The sequence below is a fragment of the Chloroflexus sp. MS-G genome (assembly GCF_000735195.1).
GTDB lineage: Bacteria > Chloroflexota > Chloroflexia > Chloroflexales > Chloroflexaceae > Chloroflexus.
The window spans coordinates 61,976-77,622 of record NZ_JPIM01000005.1 but is presented as its reverse complement, the minus strand read 5'-3'; the positions used below and the strand labels follow the sequence as shown (position 1 = coordinate 77,622).

The following is a 15,647-nucleotide window of genomic DNA, read 5'->3' as shown; positions in this document are numbered from 1 at the left end:
TATTCTATGAACTCTTTTCTGCTCAGGTGGTTGTGGTGGTTAGCCTGCAGGGTGCAGCGTCGTGTGCGGTTGCCATTTTTACCCCCTAGCACTCGGCGGGTGGCACTTCTGATCGATGGTGAAAATTGTGCTGCAACCTGTGCTCTGACCACTCTGAAGGTTGCCGAGCAACAAGGTCGGCTGGTGGTAAAGCGTGTGTACGCAAACTGGTCACGACCGGGTACCCAGGCCTGGATTGAGCCGGTGGCTCGCTACCAGTTGCAACCGGTTCACCACGAGCGCGTTTCTGCCGCCAAGAATGCTACCGATATTTTGCTCGTGGTTGATGCAATGGATATGCTTTACAACCAATTCATCGATACGTTTTGTTTAATTACCGGTGATAGCGACTACACCCCGTTGGTGAAACGATTACGTAAAGCCGGTAAAGAGGTGATCGTCATTGGTGATGAACGAACTGCTGAGTCCCTGAAAGCGGTCAGTAGTCGTTTTGTTTCACTCAAAGGGGAAGGAGTAGTCGGCAAGACGAACAATGCCTCTATCCCTCCTGCAATACCAACTGATCAGGGTGAACTCACGACACAGACGACCCCAGAGCCCGCTACCGCAGATGGCTATCTTCCGCCTACTGCACTGCAACCCGCTGCTCACAACAGCAACAGCCAGCACACTAGGACCCCGATGGTGACATCTCCGCCAGTGCAGGCGCCGACCCGACCGTTGCGTGAAGCTGTTGTTTTACTCAGTAAAGCTATTTTACAGGCGACAAAACGTGATGCGGAAGGTTGGGTGAGTGTTGCCGTCATCGGTCATGAACTCAGAAAAATCGATCCAACGTTTCGTCCGAATTGGTTTGGACACGCCAGTTTATCGAAGCTGGTGGCTCATTGTAGCCAAAAGGTTAGTCTGTTTGAAATCCGCACGCAACATAACAACCAGCTTGAAGTGCGGTTACGCCGGACACAGGGTTGATTCGGGAAGGGTTAGGTAGGCGCAGGTCTGGATTTACGTTCCCTGCCTGATTGAAAGAGATACCCTGATATATTCTATCCGAACAAGTTCCTCTTCTTTGCGCTTTGGATTCGTTTCCATCTCGCTGTTTCCACCCTCGCCGGTAATGGTTTTAGGCTACAATACAATCGGAATGTGAAACTGGTCATCATAACCCTAGTTCCAGTAGAATGAGTTCCCATGATCGAAGCGATTCATCTCGGTAAGCAATTCGGGGATTTTGTTGCGGTACGCGATCTGAATCTGGTTGTGCAGCCAGGTGAGCTAGTAGCATTGCTGGGGCCAAACGGCGCCGGTAAAACGACGACGGTGCGTATGCTGGCAGCGATCTTGCCACCAGGGAGCGGTCAGGCGCGCATCTGTGGCTACGATGTGGTACGTGATGCCCGACGAGTGCGGAGCATGGTTGGTCTGCTAACCGAATATCCCGGTTTGTACGGGCGGATGGCGGCGCTGGAATATCTGGCCTTCTTCGGCGCGTTGCTCGGTCTCGATGCAGTCGTGTGCCGTCAACGTAGTGAGATGCTCTTGCGTCAGTTTGGCTTGTGGGAGGTGCGTAACCGTCAGCTTGAAAGTTTTTCCAAAGGGATGCGCCAGAAAATGGCGCTCATCCGGGCAATGATCCACGATCCACCGGTGCTCTTTCTTGATGAACCAACAACGGCGATGGATCCCCAGAGTGCCCGTACTGTGCGTGATGCAATTGGTGAGTTGCGCGGTGCGAAACGGAGTATTCTGCTGACGACCCATAATCTGAGTGAGGCGGAAGAGCTGGCCGACCGGATTGCAATCATTCGTGGTGGGCAGATTATTGCCTGTGGTTCGTTTGCTGAGCTAAGCCAGCAGTTACTCGGTGATCCAATCTTTGAACTCCGTTTGGTACATCCTGATGATCAGGAACGTGCTGTTGCACTGGTACGCGATTTGGTGGATGTACAGATAATTGACGGTGATCGATTGAGCTGGCAAACTGCTGAACCTCAAGCGCTAAATCCGGCTATTCTCCAGCGATTGACGACAGCCGGGATTAGTGTGTACAGTTTGGCGGAGCAACCGCGTCGATTAGAAGACCTTTATTTGCGGATTGTGGCAGAAGATGAGGCTCCGCACGCCTCGCATTCCCGGTGAAGGTGATGAAACGATTTTCTCTCGCACGTTCGGTTATGCTCTTGCGTCCGCTTCAGCCACTCCCGGCGTGGTGGCTCATTACACGCCGCGAATTACGTGATACCTTGACCGACTGGCGCTTACTGGTTCCACTGGGTTTGCTGGCGCTGGCGCTTCCGTTGCTGGTTTCAGCAGCAGCCCTTGCGCTGATCCGATTTACCGAACAACTCGAACTGGCTATCCAGATTATTCCGTTCGCGATCTTGCTGGTTGGCTTTTTACCGGCTGGCTTTTCGCTCATTCTAGCGCTAGAGTCATTTGCCGGTGAACGTGAGCGGAATACGCTTGAGACACTGCTGGCAATGCCGCTGAGTGATCGTGAATTGTACCTTGCCAAGCTGATAGCAGCGCTGGCGCTTCCGCTCATCGGTGCACTCCTCAGTCAGGTGGTCTTTGGGGTGGTGATGCTCCTGTTTGCGCCTGATGTAGCATTGGTTGCCTTTCATCCGCTACGTCTGCTGCTCTTGTTGGCGTTGGTGCTGACAATGGCAATGGTGATGGTGAGTGGTGCAGTGATTATCTCTTCGCACGTCACTACGGTACGTGCGGCCAGTCTGCTCTCTAGTCTGATCCTGGTACCCCTGGCGTTGTTGGTACAGGTGATCGCTTTTCTGATCGTCGGCAATCATTGGGATGGGGTGTTCGGTATCTGGTTGGGATTGAATGCGCTGGTTGGTCTGCTCATCCATACAGGTATGCGGGCGTTTAGTCGGGAAGAACTGCTGGCTCGTGAACAGATCCGTCGTCCGTGGTTTGGGTGGTTGCAGCGGCGATCACGGCGGCAGATAACACACTTTGGCGGTCATCCGGTGTGGATTGTAGCCCGGCGCGAGATGATAGAAATTACTCGTGACTGGCGTTCGCTGACGTTGCTCAGTTTTCTGGCCGTTTTAATGCCGGTCGGTCTGAATGCAGCAATCATTGCTATCTTGCCCCAGCTCGATGATCCCCTGGCATTGGGGCCACTGGTTCCGTTCGTCGGTGTACTGGCCGGCTTTGTGCCGATGAGCTTTGCGCTAGTGGCGGCGCTGGAGTCGTTCGTTGGGGAACGCGAGCGGAATACGTTTGAGGCGCTCTGTGCGTTGCCGATTTCTGATTGGCAGCTCTTTTTGGGGAAGATGGTGGGAACGCTTCTGATTCCGCTGATTACTGCCCTGATCACTCAGCACCTCTTTTATGCCCTGGTAGCGATCAATGTTCCGGCCCTTTATGCCGATGGCATGTCGCCGGCACTATTGGGATTGATGAGTCTGTTGACGATCGTCGTGGCAGTTGGTCTGGTATCGGGCGCGGTGAGCTTTTCGATCCACGCCGGCAGTGTACGGGAAGCCTCGATGATGGCCTCGGCAGTCTTACTGCCAACCACTGCGCTATTGCAGGCGCAGGCGCCATATTTTATTGCACGGCGGTTCGATGTTGTCTGGTTGGCGATTCTGGCGATCACGGTGGTAGCACTGGCTTTTTTGCGCAGTGGAATGCAGACATTTCAACGTGCAGCAATCTTTTCGCGGAATCGTGAAACGATGAGCTTACGACGGATATGGTCAACGTTTCGGCGTTTCTTCAGCGAGTATCAACCAGCGGGAACACCGCTCTATGCCTATCGCGGATTACCATTCTCGCCATGGCGCTTCTACCGTTATGAGTTTCCAGCCCTGCTTTACGAATTACGCTTACCACTGGCAGTCAGTATGCTGGCCGCAGTGAGTGGAACGGTGCTTGGCCTTACCCTGTCGCAAACGCTGGTGTTGCCGCCGGTCGAACAGGCATTGACAATGCTCGCCTATGGTCCGGCGCCGTCGTTACTCCTGGCAGGTTTTGTCTTTGCCAACAACTTGCGCGTATCCATCTTATCGAACCTGCTGGCGCCGTTCAGTCTGGGAGTGTTTCCGTTTCTCGTGCCGGCGGTTGTCTTTGCGCAGATTGGCTATATCAGCGGGCGCATTCTCGCACAAAGTGGATCGACGATAGTCGATCCACTTCAGTTCATCATCGCGTACCTGCTCCCGCACGGCGTGATTGAACTGCCCACATTTCTGCTTAGTGCAGCCCTTGGTCTGCGGATGGGAGCCGCTCTGTTGAGCACACCGGGCGATTTTACGGTCGGTGAGAATTTGTTGTGGGCAGCAGCGCAGATGGTCAAGGTCTGGCTACTAATGATTGCGCCACTCGTGCTGGTGGCTGCCCTGATCGAAGGCCTGATCACACCATTGGTCATTATGTGGGTGTATTGAGATCGAGGATGATGATCGGCACGGTACGTCCGGCCCGGCGAGCATAGGCGGCAAAACCCGGATAATAACGCACGGCCCGTTCCCATAGCTCCAGATACTCGATGCCAACGGCTTCGCGTGCCCGACAGGAGAAGGTGTGACCGTAGATATTGACATGTACCTGCGGGTTGGCCAGGACGTTGTAGTACCACCCCGGATGGTGCGGGCGCCCAAAATTGGATGCTACCAACACCAGGCGACTTCCATCAGGAAAAAAGATAAGCGGGGTTCGGCGCTGCATCCCGCTACGAGCGCCTGTCGTAATCAGTACAAGCGTTGGATAAAACAGTGATACGATACCGAATCGTCCACCACTGATCCAGAGTACAAATCGGTCAAGTGGCTGGATACACGTTCGCACAACCCAGGCACCAGGGCGTGTAGCAGAAAGACGGGCGATCATCTGTTGTAAACGGCGAAACATTCTCATAATCGTGACACAGTTTTTTCGGCCTGGAATGCCGTGAAGGAAATGTTCTGCATGCGATTCGGTTTTCGCGATACGCAGCACATTACCTCTCGGCAGAGCATTTGCACGGCGACAGTACTGAAGGGCAGATAGACGGGGCATCTGCTCTTTGTGTGGCGAAGAGCCTATCCGAATAATCGTCTCACGATACGGCGGACGAAACCTGATAGCGGTACGGGCGCAGCGCCGCTGCGCCCCAACTGATCTCCTTCTGCGACAGGATATTCCGGACAGCCACTAAAGATCATACCAGATTGTTCGTGCATGTGGCGATACTTATCGTTGCCGTGTTATCAGTGATACTTGACAAGACAAAAATCTCTTATAATACACACAGAAGTTTATGGTGCCAGGGAGTACATGCATGCAGGAATCTTCACTTGACCTTACCGCAGTGACGCGCCGGATCATCAGTGCCCTCTTCCTGGCGCAGAGCTTAGCCTCAGCCGCCTTTATTGCCAACATTGCAGTCAACGCGATTGTTGGCGCCCGTTTGAGTGGCAACGATGCGCTGGCCGGATTACCCTCGACGCTGATGTTGGCTGGTGCAGCGATAGCCGCATATCCGGCCGGACGGGCGATGCAGCGGTTTGGCCGTCGTCCAGGGTTGATCATCGGCATGCTCCTTGGCGTAAGTGGAATGCTAATCGATGGGATAGCAGTCATCGGCCATTCCTTCCCCCTCTTTTTAATCGGGCTATTTCTGGTCGGTACAGCACGAGGGATTACCGATCAGAGTCGTTATGCTGCTGCCGATGCCGTACATCCTGATCGACGTGCCAGTGCAATCAGTACGGTGGTTTTTGCCAGCACAATCGGCGCCGTTGGCGGTCCACTGCTCGTCGGGCCACTTGGTCAGATCGCGCTTGCCGGTGGGTTGCCTGAATTGACCGGGCCAATGTTTGGGGGTGCGATCCTCTTTGGACTAGCAGCGTTGACCCTGTTCCTGTTCTTGCACCCTGATCCGCGATTGTTAGCGATCCGTCCAGGGCGTCACACTACTTCGGTCAATCAGCTTCAACCCGTGACCCGATCGCCAGGGGCCATTTTACGTCTGCCATCAGTGCGTACCGGTTTAATCAGTATGGTACTGGGGCAAGTGGTGATGGTATTGGTAATGAGTGTCACCTCACTCCACATGAGTCATCATCACCATGGCCTTGATAGCATTTCACTAGTCATTGGTGCACACATCTTTGGGATGTTTGGCCTCTCGATGCTCACCGGACGCCTTATCGATAGACTGGGACGCACCCCGACCATCATCATCGGTACCTGGCTCCTCATTGCCGGCGCCCTCATCGCGCCAGCATCCCTGTTGACCCCCTGGTTAGCGGTAGGGCTATTTCTGGTGGGTTTGGGCTGGAACTTGTGCTACATTGCCGGTTCTTCACTGTTGGCTGATGCCACAACAGCCGGTGAACGTGGTGCAGTACAGGGGCTTAGCGATCTGCTGGTCAACCTTGGCTCAGCGTTTGGCAGTCTGAGCAGTGGTTTCATCCTGGCCGGATTGGGCTACCTTGCCCTTTGCCTGTTCGGTGCGATGCTCTGTTTAGTGCCGTTGAGTGCGGCGCTCTGGTGGGGGCAGCCGTTGCGGTCGGCTGTGAAGGGTATGGATTGATTGTCGTTTGCATTGAGTAAATGATCTGGCGCAGCCATCGCTGATACGGTATCACGGTAACCGGTAATGATGACGACCCCTACAGTGGAAAGGCAGAGCTATTCAGCACTTCATGTACGACTGATACAGTTCGATGTGAGCAGCACCGATCGCCTGCCAGTCGAACCGACGCGCAGCGGTGCGTGCCGCTTCACTCAGACGGGTACGGGCTATCGGGTTCTTCAGCAAGGTCGTTATTGCGGTGGTCAGGGCATCTGGGCGAGCGGCGGCAAACTGTACAACCCCGGTTAAGGCAGCGGCGGTCGTAGAAGAGGCTGGTGGTGTGGTGATCACGGCACAACCGTGAGCCAGTGCGGCGAGTAAGCTGCCGCGTCGGAGTGAGGCACCGTCGCGAAATGGGAGTACAACCAGATCACATGCGCTCAAATGGGCAGATACTTGCCCAGCAGTCACGTGACCGGTCACGATAACTCGGTCGCGGAGAGCGGGTATGCTCAGGCGTCGGTACACCTGTTCGGCAAACGCACGATCGGTCGCAGAGGTAGCTGTGCCGCCGATGATCAGTAAGTGCCACTGCGGATGATCGATCACAACGTCGATCAGGAGATCAATCCCCTTACTCGGTGACAAGAGACCGAAATATCCGATCAACGCTTTATCACCGGTGACACCTAGTTCAGAACGCCATGCTGTGCGGTCATAGTCTGGCGGAAGTACCGGCTCGATATTTGCGCCAATGGGAATCAGGTGTGGTTGAAGACCGCTTGTGCGTAATTTGGCTTCATCTTCGGGGTTAGTGACGATAACTGCTGTCGCTGTCCGTGCTGGCAGCAGAGTAACCCATTCGCGAACCATCCCTGCTTTCGGAAAGAGGTACGGTGGAAGCAGATCGTGGTAGGTGATCGCAGTGGCAATATTGCTATGCCGTAAGATAGTGGGGAGCACGTTCACCCCGATGTGCATCCCATAGGCGCCAGTTTGATACTGAATGTGACACCAATCGGGTTGGAGTCGCCGTATATGTCTGATGAGTGACCCTAGCCCAATAAGGCGCCAACTAGCCATTCCACGATCAGAAGAAAGCGCTTGATCGCCCTCGGGTGAAACTCTTAAGATGCGCCAGCGCTGCTGCACGATTGTTAAGACCAGAATCTCATGCCCGGCATTTGCCAGGGTCTGGCCTAGTCGTTGGGTGTAATCGCCAACTCCGCCCGGCTGAGGTGGGTACTCACCGGTGATGAACAGGATTCGCATACGACCACGCTCCACGTTTGTCAGGTCTGCCATACGATACCACAAGTGAGCAGAGTGAGGGTAAACCACGAGTGAACCCTGATGCACAGACGGTTCACGAACCGCGCATCCCGATCTCTGCCTGCAACGGGCTATTTCAGATAGGCTCTTACGCTCTGAGCTGGCGGTCTGCGCTTTGGGAGTGCTCTTATCAATGCGCTCGTGTGACTTTGTCACTGATGATTTGCGAGCGTTCTGCTATTCTGAAATCAGACCTGGCGGGCAAAACATTGATTAAGGAGGGGAAAATGACACCGAATATGGGTAATATCGATCGCATTATACGTGTGGTCGTGGCATTGGTTGTAGCCGTGCTGATCGTTACGAACGTTCTGTCGGGAGTATGGGCGTGGATTGCCGGTATTCTGGCAGTGGTTTTCCTGGCTACCAGTGCGATAGGTTTCTGCCCATTGTATCTGCCGTTTCGGATCAAAACCCGTTAGTCGGCTAAAGTTGGTTTAAGACAGGAGGAGAAGGGGGGAATTTCGTTCCCCCCTTCTACGATTGATTCGCACGGGTTCCTTTACCTCTGGCTTGCGTCGTGCGGTCAGGCTGGAGAAGGACCTTAATGCGTGTGAATTCCCCGCTTTCAGGGAATCGAGGGGTGATGGGCTAACCAACCGCTGGGTTTGCGTGGAAATCAGCGTTCGTCGCATCAGCACGGCTGGCCCCCTCACCTTACCCCTGGCCCCCGCCCTCGCTTACCAGGGGTGAGAACGGTGAGAGGGTGTAGCGCATTCGTTGGGGGACAGTGCTATTGATCGGCACTGTCCTCTTTTCAACGGAAGCGGTAGGAGAGAGTGCAATGGGGGAAGCGCTCTCTCTCCTCACTCCTCTCTCCCCTCTTCCTCACCACCGCCGGGTAAGGTGAAAACGTTGAATAATCTTGCCCCTAATGTTGGATGGGCGGGTTGATGCAGCAAGTCTTCATTTTCTTCTCGCAGCGACTACACAAGTTTTTCACAATCCTCTGTCAGACTGTGATGTAGAGATCACGCTAGACAATTTGATCGACGGAGGTTCCCATGAAGATGAAGCAGAATTGGATCAACTTTCTGATCGATGGGGCGATGTTTCTCGCCTTTTTAATCGCGACTGCTCCTCGTTTGAGCGGACTGACGATTCATGAGTGGTTGAGCCTGTCACTCGCCGCAGCGATTATCACGCACCTGCTCTTACACTGGACCTGGATTATCAGCATTGGCAAGCGATTGTTCACGAAGACGACCTGGCGTTCACGTTTGAATTACCTCCTCAACGCGCTTCTCTTCGTCTCCTTTACAGTGACAATCGCTACTGGAATTTTAATCTCCCGTGAAGCCTTGCCGCTGCTTGGGATTACAATGGCTCGTGATCGCACCCTAGAGTTTTTGCACCATCAAGCCTCGGATATAACCGTACTCTTGTTGGGTCTTCATGTTGCGATCCACTGGAGTTGGATTATGGGGATGCTGCGCCGAATCATACCTGTCCGTCGTGCGAGTCGGTCGGTTGCAGTATCGCGCCAAATGGAAGGAGCGAACCAATGAAGCTGATCGGACGTATCCTCATTATTCTGGGTGTTGCCTGGCTCATTGTGATGGGGATGAACTGGCTACGAATGCAAAACATGCTACCGATCAACCCTGATACCGCTCGTTCAGAGCGTTTTGTGGATGGGGAACGTCGTGAGGGGTTTATGCGCCCTGGAAGAGGTTTCGGCGAGTTTGGCGAACGTGGTGAGCGCCACTTTGAAGAGCCATCACTGGACGGCGTAGGCGACATGTTGGGTACTCTGGTCAAGATCGGCATTATTACCGGAATCGTCGTTATTATCGACCGTATCCTGCGCTCTACCAGCCAACGCATGCGTCGGTCAGCAATGTTCGGTGAGTCGTAGTTCATGTTGATCGCCGTTGCCAAGTTATCACCGAGGGAACCGGCAAACACGGTGACCCTCGGTGGGAATCAAAGCTGGGTTTTCCGAGGCAATGCTGCGAAGGATACTTGACACCTCTCACCCACAACAGCAAAGGGCCGGAAAAAGATCAGCGAGGGTTCTCCGCCCTGCTCGTGTTTCAGCTCTCACTCTTCTCTTTCCCGTCATATCGGATCACGTGTCTATACTCGTGCACGCCATCGCTGCCATACGCCAACCGGATAACCAACCATCTTGGCCGTGTCACCGGTCAGACGAATCAACGGCACGAGGCTCAATGCAATCAACCGTTCACCCAGTGAGCGACCGCCCAACCGTGACCAGAGCCGTCGGTAGGGGCCATGGGTATAGAATACTACACCTGACCCGATCAAGAGGCCAATGAATGCTCTGAGGCGTGGCCTGTTCAGCCCAATCGCTAATAATCCACTCAGGGTTGAATAGATGGTATAGCGCAGGAGATGGCGGTATGTCCATAAGCCGGCCCGTCCATCACCTCGGGCGTAGGTGTAGTATTGTCGCAGGAAAGCGCGCAGGGTAGAACGAGGGGTAAAGTGAACTACTGCTTCAGGGACGAAGGTACGGCGAAAGCCGGCCCGTTCGACGGCCAAATCGAAGAGCAGATCTTCGCAATGACTGGCCCACTCTGGAAAGCCACCGACCATCTCCCATACCTCTTTACGAAATGCCATTGATTTACCGAAAGGCAGGAAAGCAGCCGGATCGATCTCATAACTACGGCGGTAGTTCGTCTCGCCCAGGGCCAGGGCGAAGAGCGAACGGGGGGTCGGATGAAAGAACCCACCGACCAGATCGGCTTCGCCGGTTTCGATAGGAGCGATGATGCGGGCCAACCAGTGCGGATCAAGGGTTAGACCGGCGTCGGTACTGGCGATGATTGTGCCACGGGCATGCCGAATAGCATTGTTGCGCCCTGAAGAAATGTTATGTCCGCCGCGCACCAGCCGAATCTGCGGGTAACGCGCTGCATAGGCGGCTATGATTGCCGGTGTTGCATCGACGCTCTGACAATCGTTCATCACAATCTCATCAGCGGCACGAGTCTGGGCAAGCATTGAATCGAGCAGTGCCGCAACATTGTCAGCTTCATCACGTACCGTACAGATGATCGAAACCGTAACCTGGTTCATAGTCGCCACATATCAACAGCTTCTGGTACAATACTTGTATGTACCAACATTGAGCGTATTGTACCAGACGAGGTGGTCATGACAAGTGTGCACGGATTTGAATTACTGCGCGATGAGTTCATTCCCGAATTGAACACACGCGCTCGTTTGTATCGCCATATCAAAACCGGCGCCGAAGTTCTCTCTCTCGAAAACGATGATGAAAATAAATGCTTCGGTATTACCTTTCGTACTCCGCCCCGCGACTCAACCGGGGTTGCACACATTCTCGAGCATTCGGTGCTCTGCGGCTCACGCAAGTATCCGGTGAAAGACCCCTTCTTTACGTTGGTTAAGGGATCAGTACATACGTTCCTGAATGCGATAACGTTTCCTGATAAAACATCGTATCCTGTGGCCAGCACCAATCTGAAAGACTTCTACAATCTGGTTGATGTCTATCTGGATGCGGTGTTTTTCCCGCGTATCACGCCCGAAATACTCAAGCAAGAGGGCTGGCACTTCGAGCTACCGGCGCCTGATGCACCGCTGACGATTAAGGGGGTAGTGTACAACGAGATGAAAGGCGCTTACTCCTCGCCTGATGGGATGCTCTACCGCTACTCGCAGCAGTCGCTCTTCCCAGACACGACATATGGTCATTCGTCAGGTGGCGATCCGCTGGTTATTCCCGATCTGACTTACGAGGCGTTCAAGCGTTTTCACGAGACGTTGTACCACCCCTCAAACGCCCGTATCTTCTTCTACGGTGATGATCCACCGGAGGAGCGGTTACGCATCCTCGATGAGTGTCTCAGTCAGTTTGAGCGGATCGATCCGCCATCGCAGATCGAGAAACAGGAGCGCTTCGATGCACCGCGGACACTTGAGTATACCTTCAGTGCCGCTAGCGAAGAGCAGCAGAAGGGCATGGTTATGCTCAACTGGCTGCTCGATGACAATCGCGACCCGACCCAGCTCATGGCGCGTGAACTGTTGAGCTATATGCTGTTGGGCAACGCAGCCGCGCCTTTACGTAAGGCTCTGATCGATTCGGGTCTGGGCGAAGAGGTTTTGGGCGGTTATGAGAGCGATTTGCTCCAGCATACGTTTTCGGTTGGCATGAAAGGGATTGATCCGGCGCGGGCCGAACAGGTTGAGGAGCTGATTCTGCGCACGTTGCACGATCTGGCTGAACATGGGTTCGATCCTGAAACTGTAGCCGCTGCCTTTAATACCTTCGAGTTCAGTCTGCGCGAAAATAATACCGGTAGCTTCCCACGTGGTCTGGTGCTGATGATGCGCGCGTTGGGTACCTGGCTCTACGACGATGATCCAATTGCGCCGTTGCGCTTTGAGGCACCGCTGGCCGCAGTACGCGCTGCGGTCGCCAATGGCGAACGTCTCTTCGAGCGCATGATCCGCGAGCTGCTGCTCGATAACCCGCACCGTACACGGGTTACCTTGCGTCCTGACCCTGACCATGCCGCTCGGCTGGCGGCTGCCGAGCAACAACGAATCGAGGCGTTTGCTGCCACGTTAGATGCCGACAAGCGGGCGGCGCTGGTTGCTGAAACTCAGGCGCTGACTGAATGGCAGCAGACCCCTGATCCACCAGAAGCGCTGGCGGCTATCCCGACGCTGCATTTGTCTGATCTTGACCGCCATGTCAAGCGTATTCCAACCGAGATTGACGAACTGGCCGGCGTACCATTGCTGCGCCATTCACTGTTCACGAATGGTATTGTGTATCTCGATCTGGCGTTCGATTTGCGAGCATTGCCACCACATCTCTTGCCTTACGTCCCACTCTTTGCCCGCGCTCTGACCGAGATGGGAACGGCTACCTCCGATTTTGTGCGGCTCTTACAGCGGATTGGCCGTGAAACTGGTGGTATTTCGGCAGGAACGATGACCGCCACTGATCTTGTCTCGGTTGAGCCGGTTGGTCGGCTGATAGTCCGTGGTAAGAGTACGCTGGCAAAGGCGTCGGAGCTGCTCAAGTTGTTGAGTGAGATTTTGCTCACGGTGAATCTCGACAATGCTGAGCGCTTCCGCCAGATTGTTTTGCGTGCTCGTGCCAATAAGGAATCGTCGTTGGTGCCGGCAGGAAACGCCTACGCTCGTCAGCGTCTGGCAGCACGTTTTACGCCTGCTGAGTGGGCTGATGAACAGATGGGTGGTATTTCGGCGATCTTCTTCCTGCGCCAACTCGAGCAGCGGATAACCCAGGATTGGCCTGGTGTGTTGGCCGATCTGGAGCATGTGCGCTCGGCGTTGATCAACCGGCGTGGCTTGGTCGCAAATCTAACGCTCGATGCTGAAGGGCAAAAGACGGTCGTACCGATGTTGCAGGGCTTGCTCGCCGAACTGCCTGATCAACCGTACACACCCGTCTCGTGGCCGACGATCAGTACTGATGGTGGCGAAGGGCTGATTATTCCGGCGCAGGTAAACTATGTCGCGAAGGGGGTTAACCTCCATCTCTACGGCATTCGTCCGAGTGGCTCGGCGATGGTCGTTCTGCGGCATCTGCGGATTGACTATCTGCTCGACCGGATTCGGATTCAGGGTGGCGCTTATGGCGCTGGTGGTAGCTATGATCGCAGCAGCGGTCTTTTCATCACAACCTCGTACCGCGACCCCAACCTGTTGCGCACCCTGGATGTCTACGATGAGATGGCTACGTACTTGCAAACGGTGGCTCTCGATCCAGCAACGGTCGAACGAGCAATTATCGGAACGATTGGCGATATGGATGCTTATCAGTTACCGGATGCCAAAGGCTACACGGCGCTGGTGCGTTATTTAACCAGTGTCAGTGATGAGTATCGCCAGCAGATTCGTGATCAGGTATTAGCGACAACGCCTGCCGATTTTGTGGCCTTTGCTGAAGCTGCTGCGGCACTGCGCGATCATGGTCAGGTGGCGGTGCTGGGATCGGCTGAAGCGATTGAGGCAGCCAATCGTGAACGACCCGGCCTGTTGACCCCGGTGAAGGTCTTGTAAGCGACTACTGCAATATCACCCACTCGTCTATCGCATCAACAGACGATAGACGAGTGGGTAGCGCAATTGCTTTACCGCCCTGCCTTTGATACTGCTCTGGAGGAGGCCATGACGGTCAACGATCCGACCAGCTCAATTGGAACAGTAGCTTACGAAGCGACTATTGCCGATCTACAGGCAGCGATGGAAGCCGGTACCCTAACGGCAGAAGCGTTGACGGTGGCCTGCCTCGAGCGGATTGCAGCGCTTAATCGAGCTGGGCCGTGCCTCAACGCTCTCATCGAGGTCAGCCGGACAGCGTTGGAAACGGCGATTGCACTTGATCAAGAACGTGCGAGACGTGGGCCGCGTAGTCCGTTGCACGGTATACCGATTGTGCTTAAGGACAACATTGACACGCTGGATGACACCGCAACGACTGCCGGTTCATTGGCGCTGCTTGGCTCGCGTCCGGCCAGCGAAGCCACCGTTGCCGCTCGTTTACGGGCCGCTGGCGCTGTTATTCTCGGCAAAGCGAACTTGAGCGAGTGGGCGAATTTCCGCAGTACAACCTCATCAAGCGGCTGGAGTGCTCGTGGCGGACAGGCGCGGAATCCGTATGTTCTGACGCGCAGCCCATGTGGTTCGAGCTCGGGATCGGCGATTGCGGTGGCAGCCAGTCTTTGTGTTGCGGCAATCGGCACTGAGACCGACGGCTCGATCTCGTGTCCATCGGCATTGTGTGGTGTGGTTGGCATCAAACCTACGGTTGGCTTAACCAGTCGTGCAGGGGTAGTTCCGATCAGCTCAACGCAAGATACCGTTGGTCCTCATGCCCGTTGTGTGGCCGATGCGGCGACTGTGCTCGGCATCATTGCCGGTCCAGACCCTCGCGATCCGGCAACGGCGGCCGCTGCCGGTCATGCTCGTCCTGACTACCGTAGTTGTCTCCAGGCTGATGCACTACGCGGCGCACGGATCGGTGTTTTGCGCAGTGACCGCTTCGCCGGTTTTGGTCGTCACGTTGAACGTGCGTTAACAACGGCGCTGATGGTGATGCGTGATGCGGGTGCGCATGTGGTTGATCCGGTCTCGCTACCCGATGAGGTGCTATCGTTTAATGATGCTGAGCTAACCGTGCTGATCTACGAATTCAAAGCCGCGCTGAATCGTTACCTGGCGAGTCGTGTTCCTGATCCGCAGGCATCGGTTTCTTCACCACGTTCGTTAGCAGAATTGATTGCCTTTAACGAACAACATGCCGATCAAGAATTGCGCTTCTTTGGGCAGGAATTGCTGCTGCGAGCCGCTGCCGCCGGTGACCTGGATGATCCAGTATATCAGCAGGCGCTGACGGCCAGTCGTGATGCCAGCCGTCAGGCTCTTGATACCCTGCTCTACGAACAGCAGCTCGATGCACTGGTTGCACCGGCAACCGGTCTAGCCTGGCCGATTGATCTGATTGGTGGCGACCGTTATCCTGGCGGGAGTAGCTCACTCGCTGCCCGTGCTGGTTATCCGATGGTAACCGTGCCGGCAGGTATGGCATTCAGTTTGCCGATTGCGATCAACTTCATCGGTACGGCGTGGTCGGAACCGATGCTGATCCGATTGGCATACGCTTTTGAGCAGGCTACGCGATTGCGCGAACCACCAACGTATCGTCAGCGTATCGAGGGTGATGACTAAGAGCCTATCCGGAATACCCTGTCGTAGAAGAAGATTCGGTTGGGGCGCAGCGCCGCTGCGCCCGTACATTTATCAGGTTGTATCCGCC

General features: G+C 54.9%; 12 protein-coding genes. 9 read left to right on the top strand and 3 right to left on the bottom strand.

Going from position 1 to position 15,647, the window contains the following annotated elements; translation table 11 throughout:
* From JE47_RS0101895 to JE47_RS0101885, 3 genes are all read left to right on the top strand, one after another.
* Positions 1 to 972, top strand: a 972-nt coding sequence (locus JE47_RS0101895) for an NYN domain-containing protein (RefSeq protein ID WP_152555982.1), incomplete at its 5' end; no start/stop codon positions are given.
* A gap of 219 nt (positions 973 to 1,191) precedes the next feature.
* Positions 1,192 to 2,139 (top strand): ABC transporter ATP-binding protein, encoded by a 948-nt coding sequence (locus JE47_RS0101890; RefSeq protein ID WP_031458137.1) that lies wholly within the window; start codon positions 1,192 to 1,194, stop codon positions 2,137 to 2,139.
* A 5-nt stretch (positions 2,140 to 2,144) separates the two neighbouring features.
* Positions 2,145 to 4,412: an ABC transporter permease subunit gene (locus tag JE47_RS0101885; RefSeq protein WP_031458136.1), complete on the top strand. Its 2,268-nt coding sequence runs from the start codon at positions 2,145 to 2,147 to the stop codon at positions 4,410 to 4,412.
* Here JE47_RS0101885 and JE47_RS0101880 read toward each other — a convergent pair.
* Entirely contained in the window at positions 4,396 to 4,875 is a 480-nt protein-coding gene (locus tag JE47_RS0101880; RefSeq protein ID WP_236631103.1) for a nitroreductase/quinone reductase family protein, read from the bottom strand. The two genes, JE47_RS0101885 and JE47_RS0101880, sit on opposite strands and share 17 nt — an antisense overlap.
* Before the next feature lie 409 nt (positions 4,876 to 5,284).
* Between JE47_RS0101880 and JE47_RS0101875 the strand changes: the two genes are divergently transcribed.
* Positions 5,285 to 6,541, top strand: a complete 1,257-nt coding sequence (locus JE47_RS0101875; protein ID WP_031458134.1) for an MFS transporter — start codon at positions 5,285 to 5,287, stop codon at positions 6,539 to 6,541.
* 102 nt (positions 6,542 to 6,643) lie between these two features.
* Here JE47_RS0101875 and JE47_RS0101870 read toward each other — a convergent pair whose 3' ends face one another.
* Entirely contained in the window at positions 6,644 to 7,795 is a 1,152-nt protein-coding gene (locus JE47_RS0101870; RefSeq protein WP_031458133.1) for a glycosyltransferase, read from the bottom strand.
* A gap of 287 nt (positions 7,796 to 8,082) precedes the next feature.
* On the opposite strand from JE47_RS0101870, the gene JE47_RS0101865 reads away from it, so the two are divergent.
* The 3 genes from JE47_RS0101865 (at position 8,083) to JE47_RS0101855 (ending at position 9,713) form a co-directional block, all read left to right on the top strand.
* A complete protein-coding gene (locus tag JE47_RS0101865) occupies positions 8,083 to 8,277 on the top strand; it encodes a YgaP family membrane protein (protein WP_031458132.1) in 195 nt (64 codons plus the stop codon).
* A 582-nt stretch (positions 8,278 to 8,859) separates the two neighbouring features.
* The gene (locus tag JE47_RS0101860) at positions 8,860 to 9,363 is read left to right on the top strand and encodes a DUF4405 domain-containing protein (RefSeq protein ID WP_031458131.1); all 504 of its coding nucleotides are present in this window, start codon (positions 8,860 to 8,862) and stop codon (positions 9,361 to 9,363) included.
* Positions 9,360 to 9,713: a hypothetical protein gene (locus tag JE47_RS0101855; protein ID WP_051871046.1), complete on the top strand. Its 354-nt coding sequence runs from the start codon at positions 9,360 to 9,362 to the stop codon at positions 9,711 to 9,713. Before JE47_RS0101860 ends, JE47_RS0101855 begins: the two co-directional genes overlap by 4 nt.
* Before the next feature lie 221 nt (positions 9,714 to 9,934).
* On the opposite strand, the gene JE47_RS0101850 is transcribed toward JE47_RS0101855, so the two are convergent.
* Complete coding sequence (locus JE47_RS0101850; RefSeq protein WP_031458129.1) at positions 9,935 to 10,903, bottom strand: glycosyltransferase; 969 nt, start codon at positions 10,901 to 10,903, stop codon at positions 9,935 to 9,937.
* A 78-nt stretch (positions 10,904 to 10,981) separates the two neighbouring features.
* On the opposite strand from JE47_RS0101850, the gene JE47_RS0101845 reads away from it, so the two are divergent.
* Complete coding sequence (locus JE47_RS0101845) at positions 10,982 to 13,891, top strand: insulinase family protein (protein WP_031458128.1); 2,910 nt, start codon at positions 10,982 to 10,984, stop codon at positions 13,889 to 13,891.
* A gap of 96 nt (positions 13,892 to 13,987) precedes the next feature.
* The gene (locus JE47_RS0101840) at positions 13,988 to 15,559 is read left to right on the top strand and encodes an amidase (RefSeq protein ID WP_442856902.1); all 1,572 of its coding nucleotides are present in this window, start codon (positions 13,988 to 13,990) and stop codon (positions 15,557 to 15,559) included.
* Positions 15,560 to 15,647 lie beyond the last annotated feature (88 nt).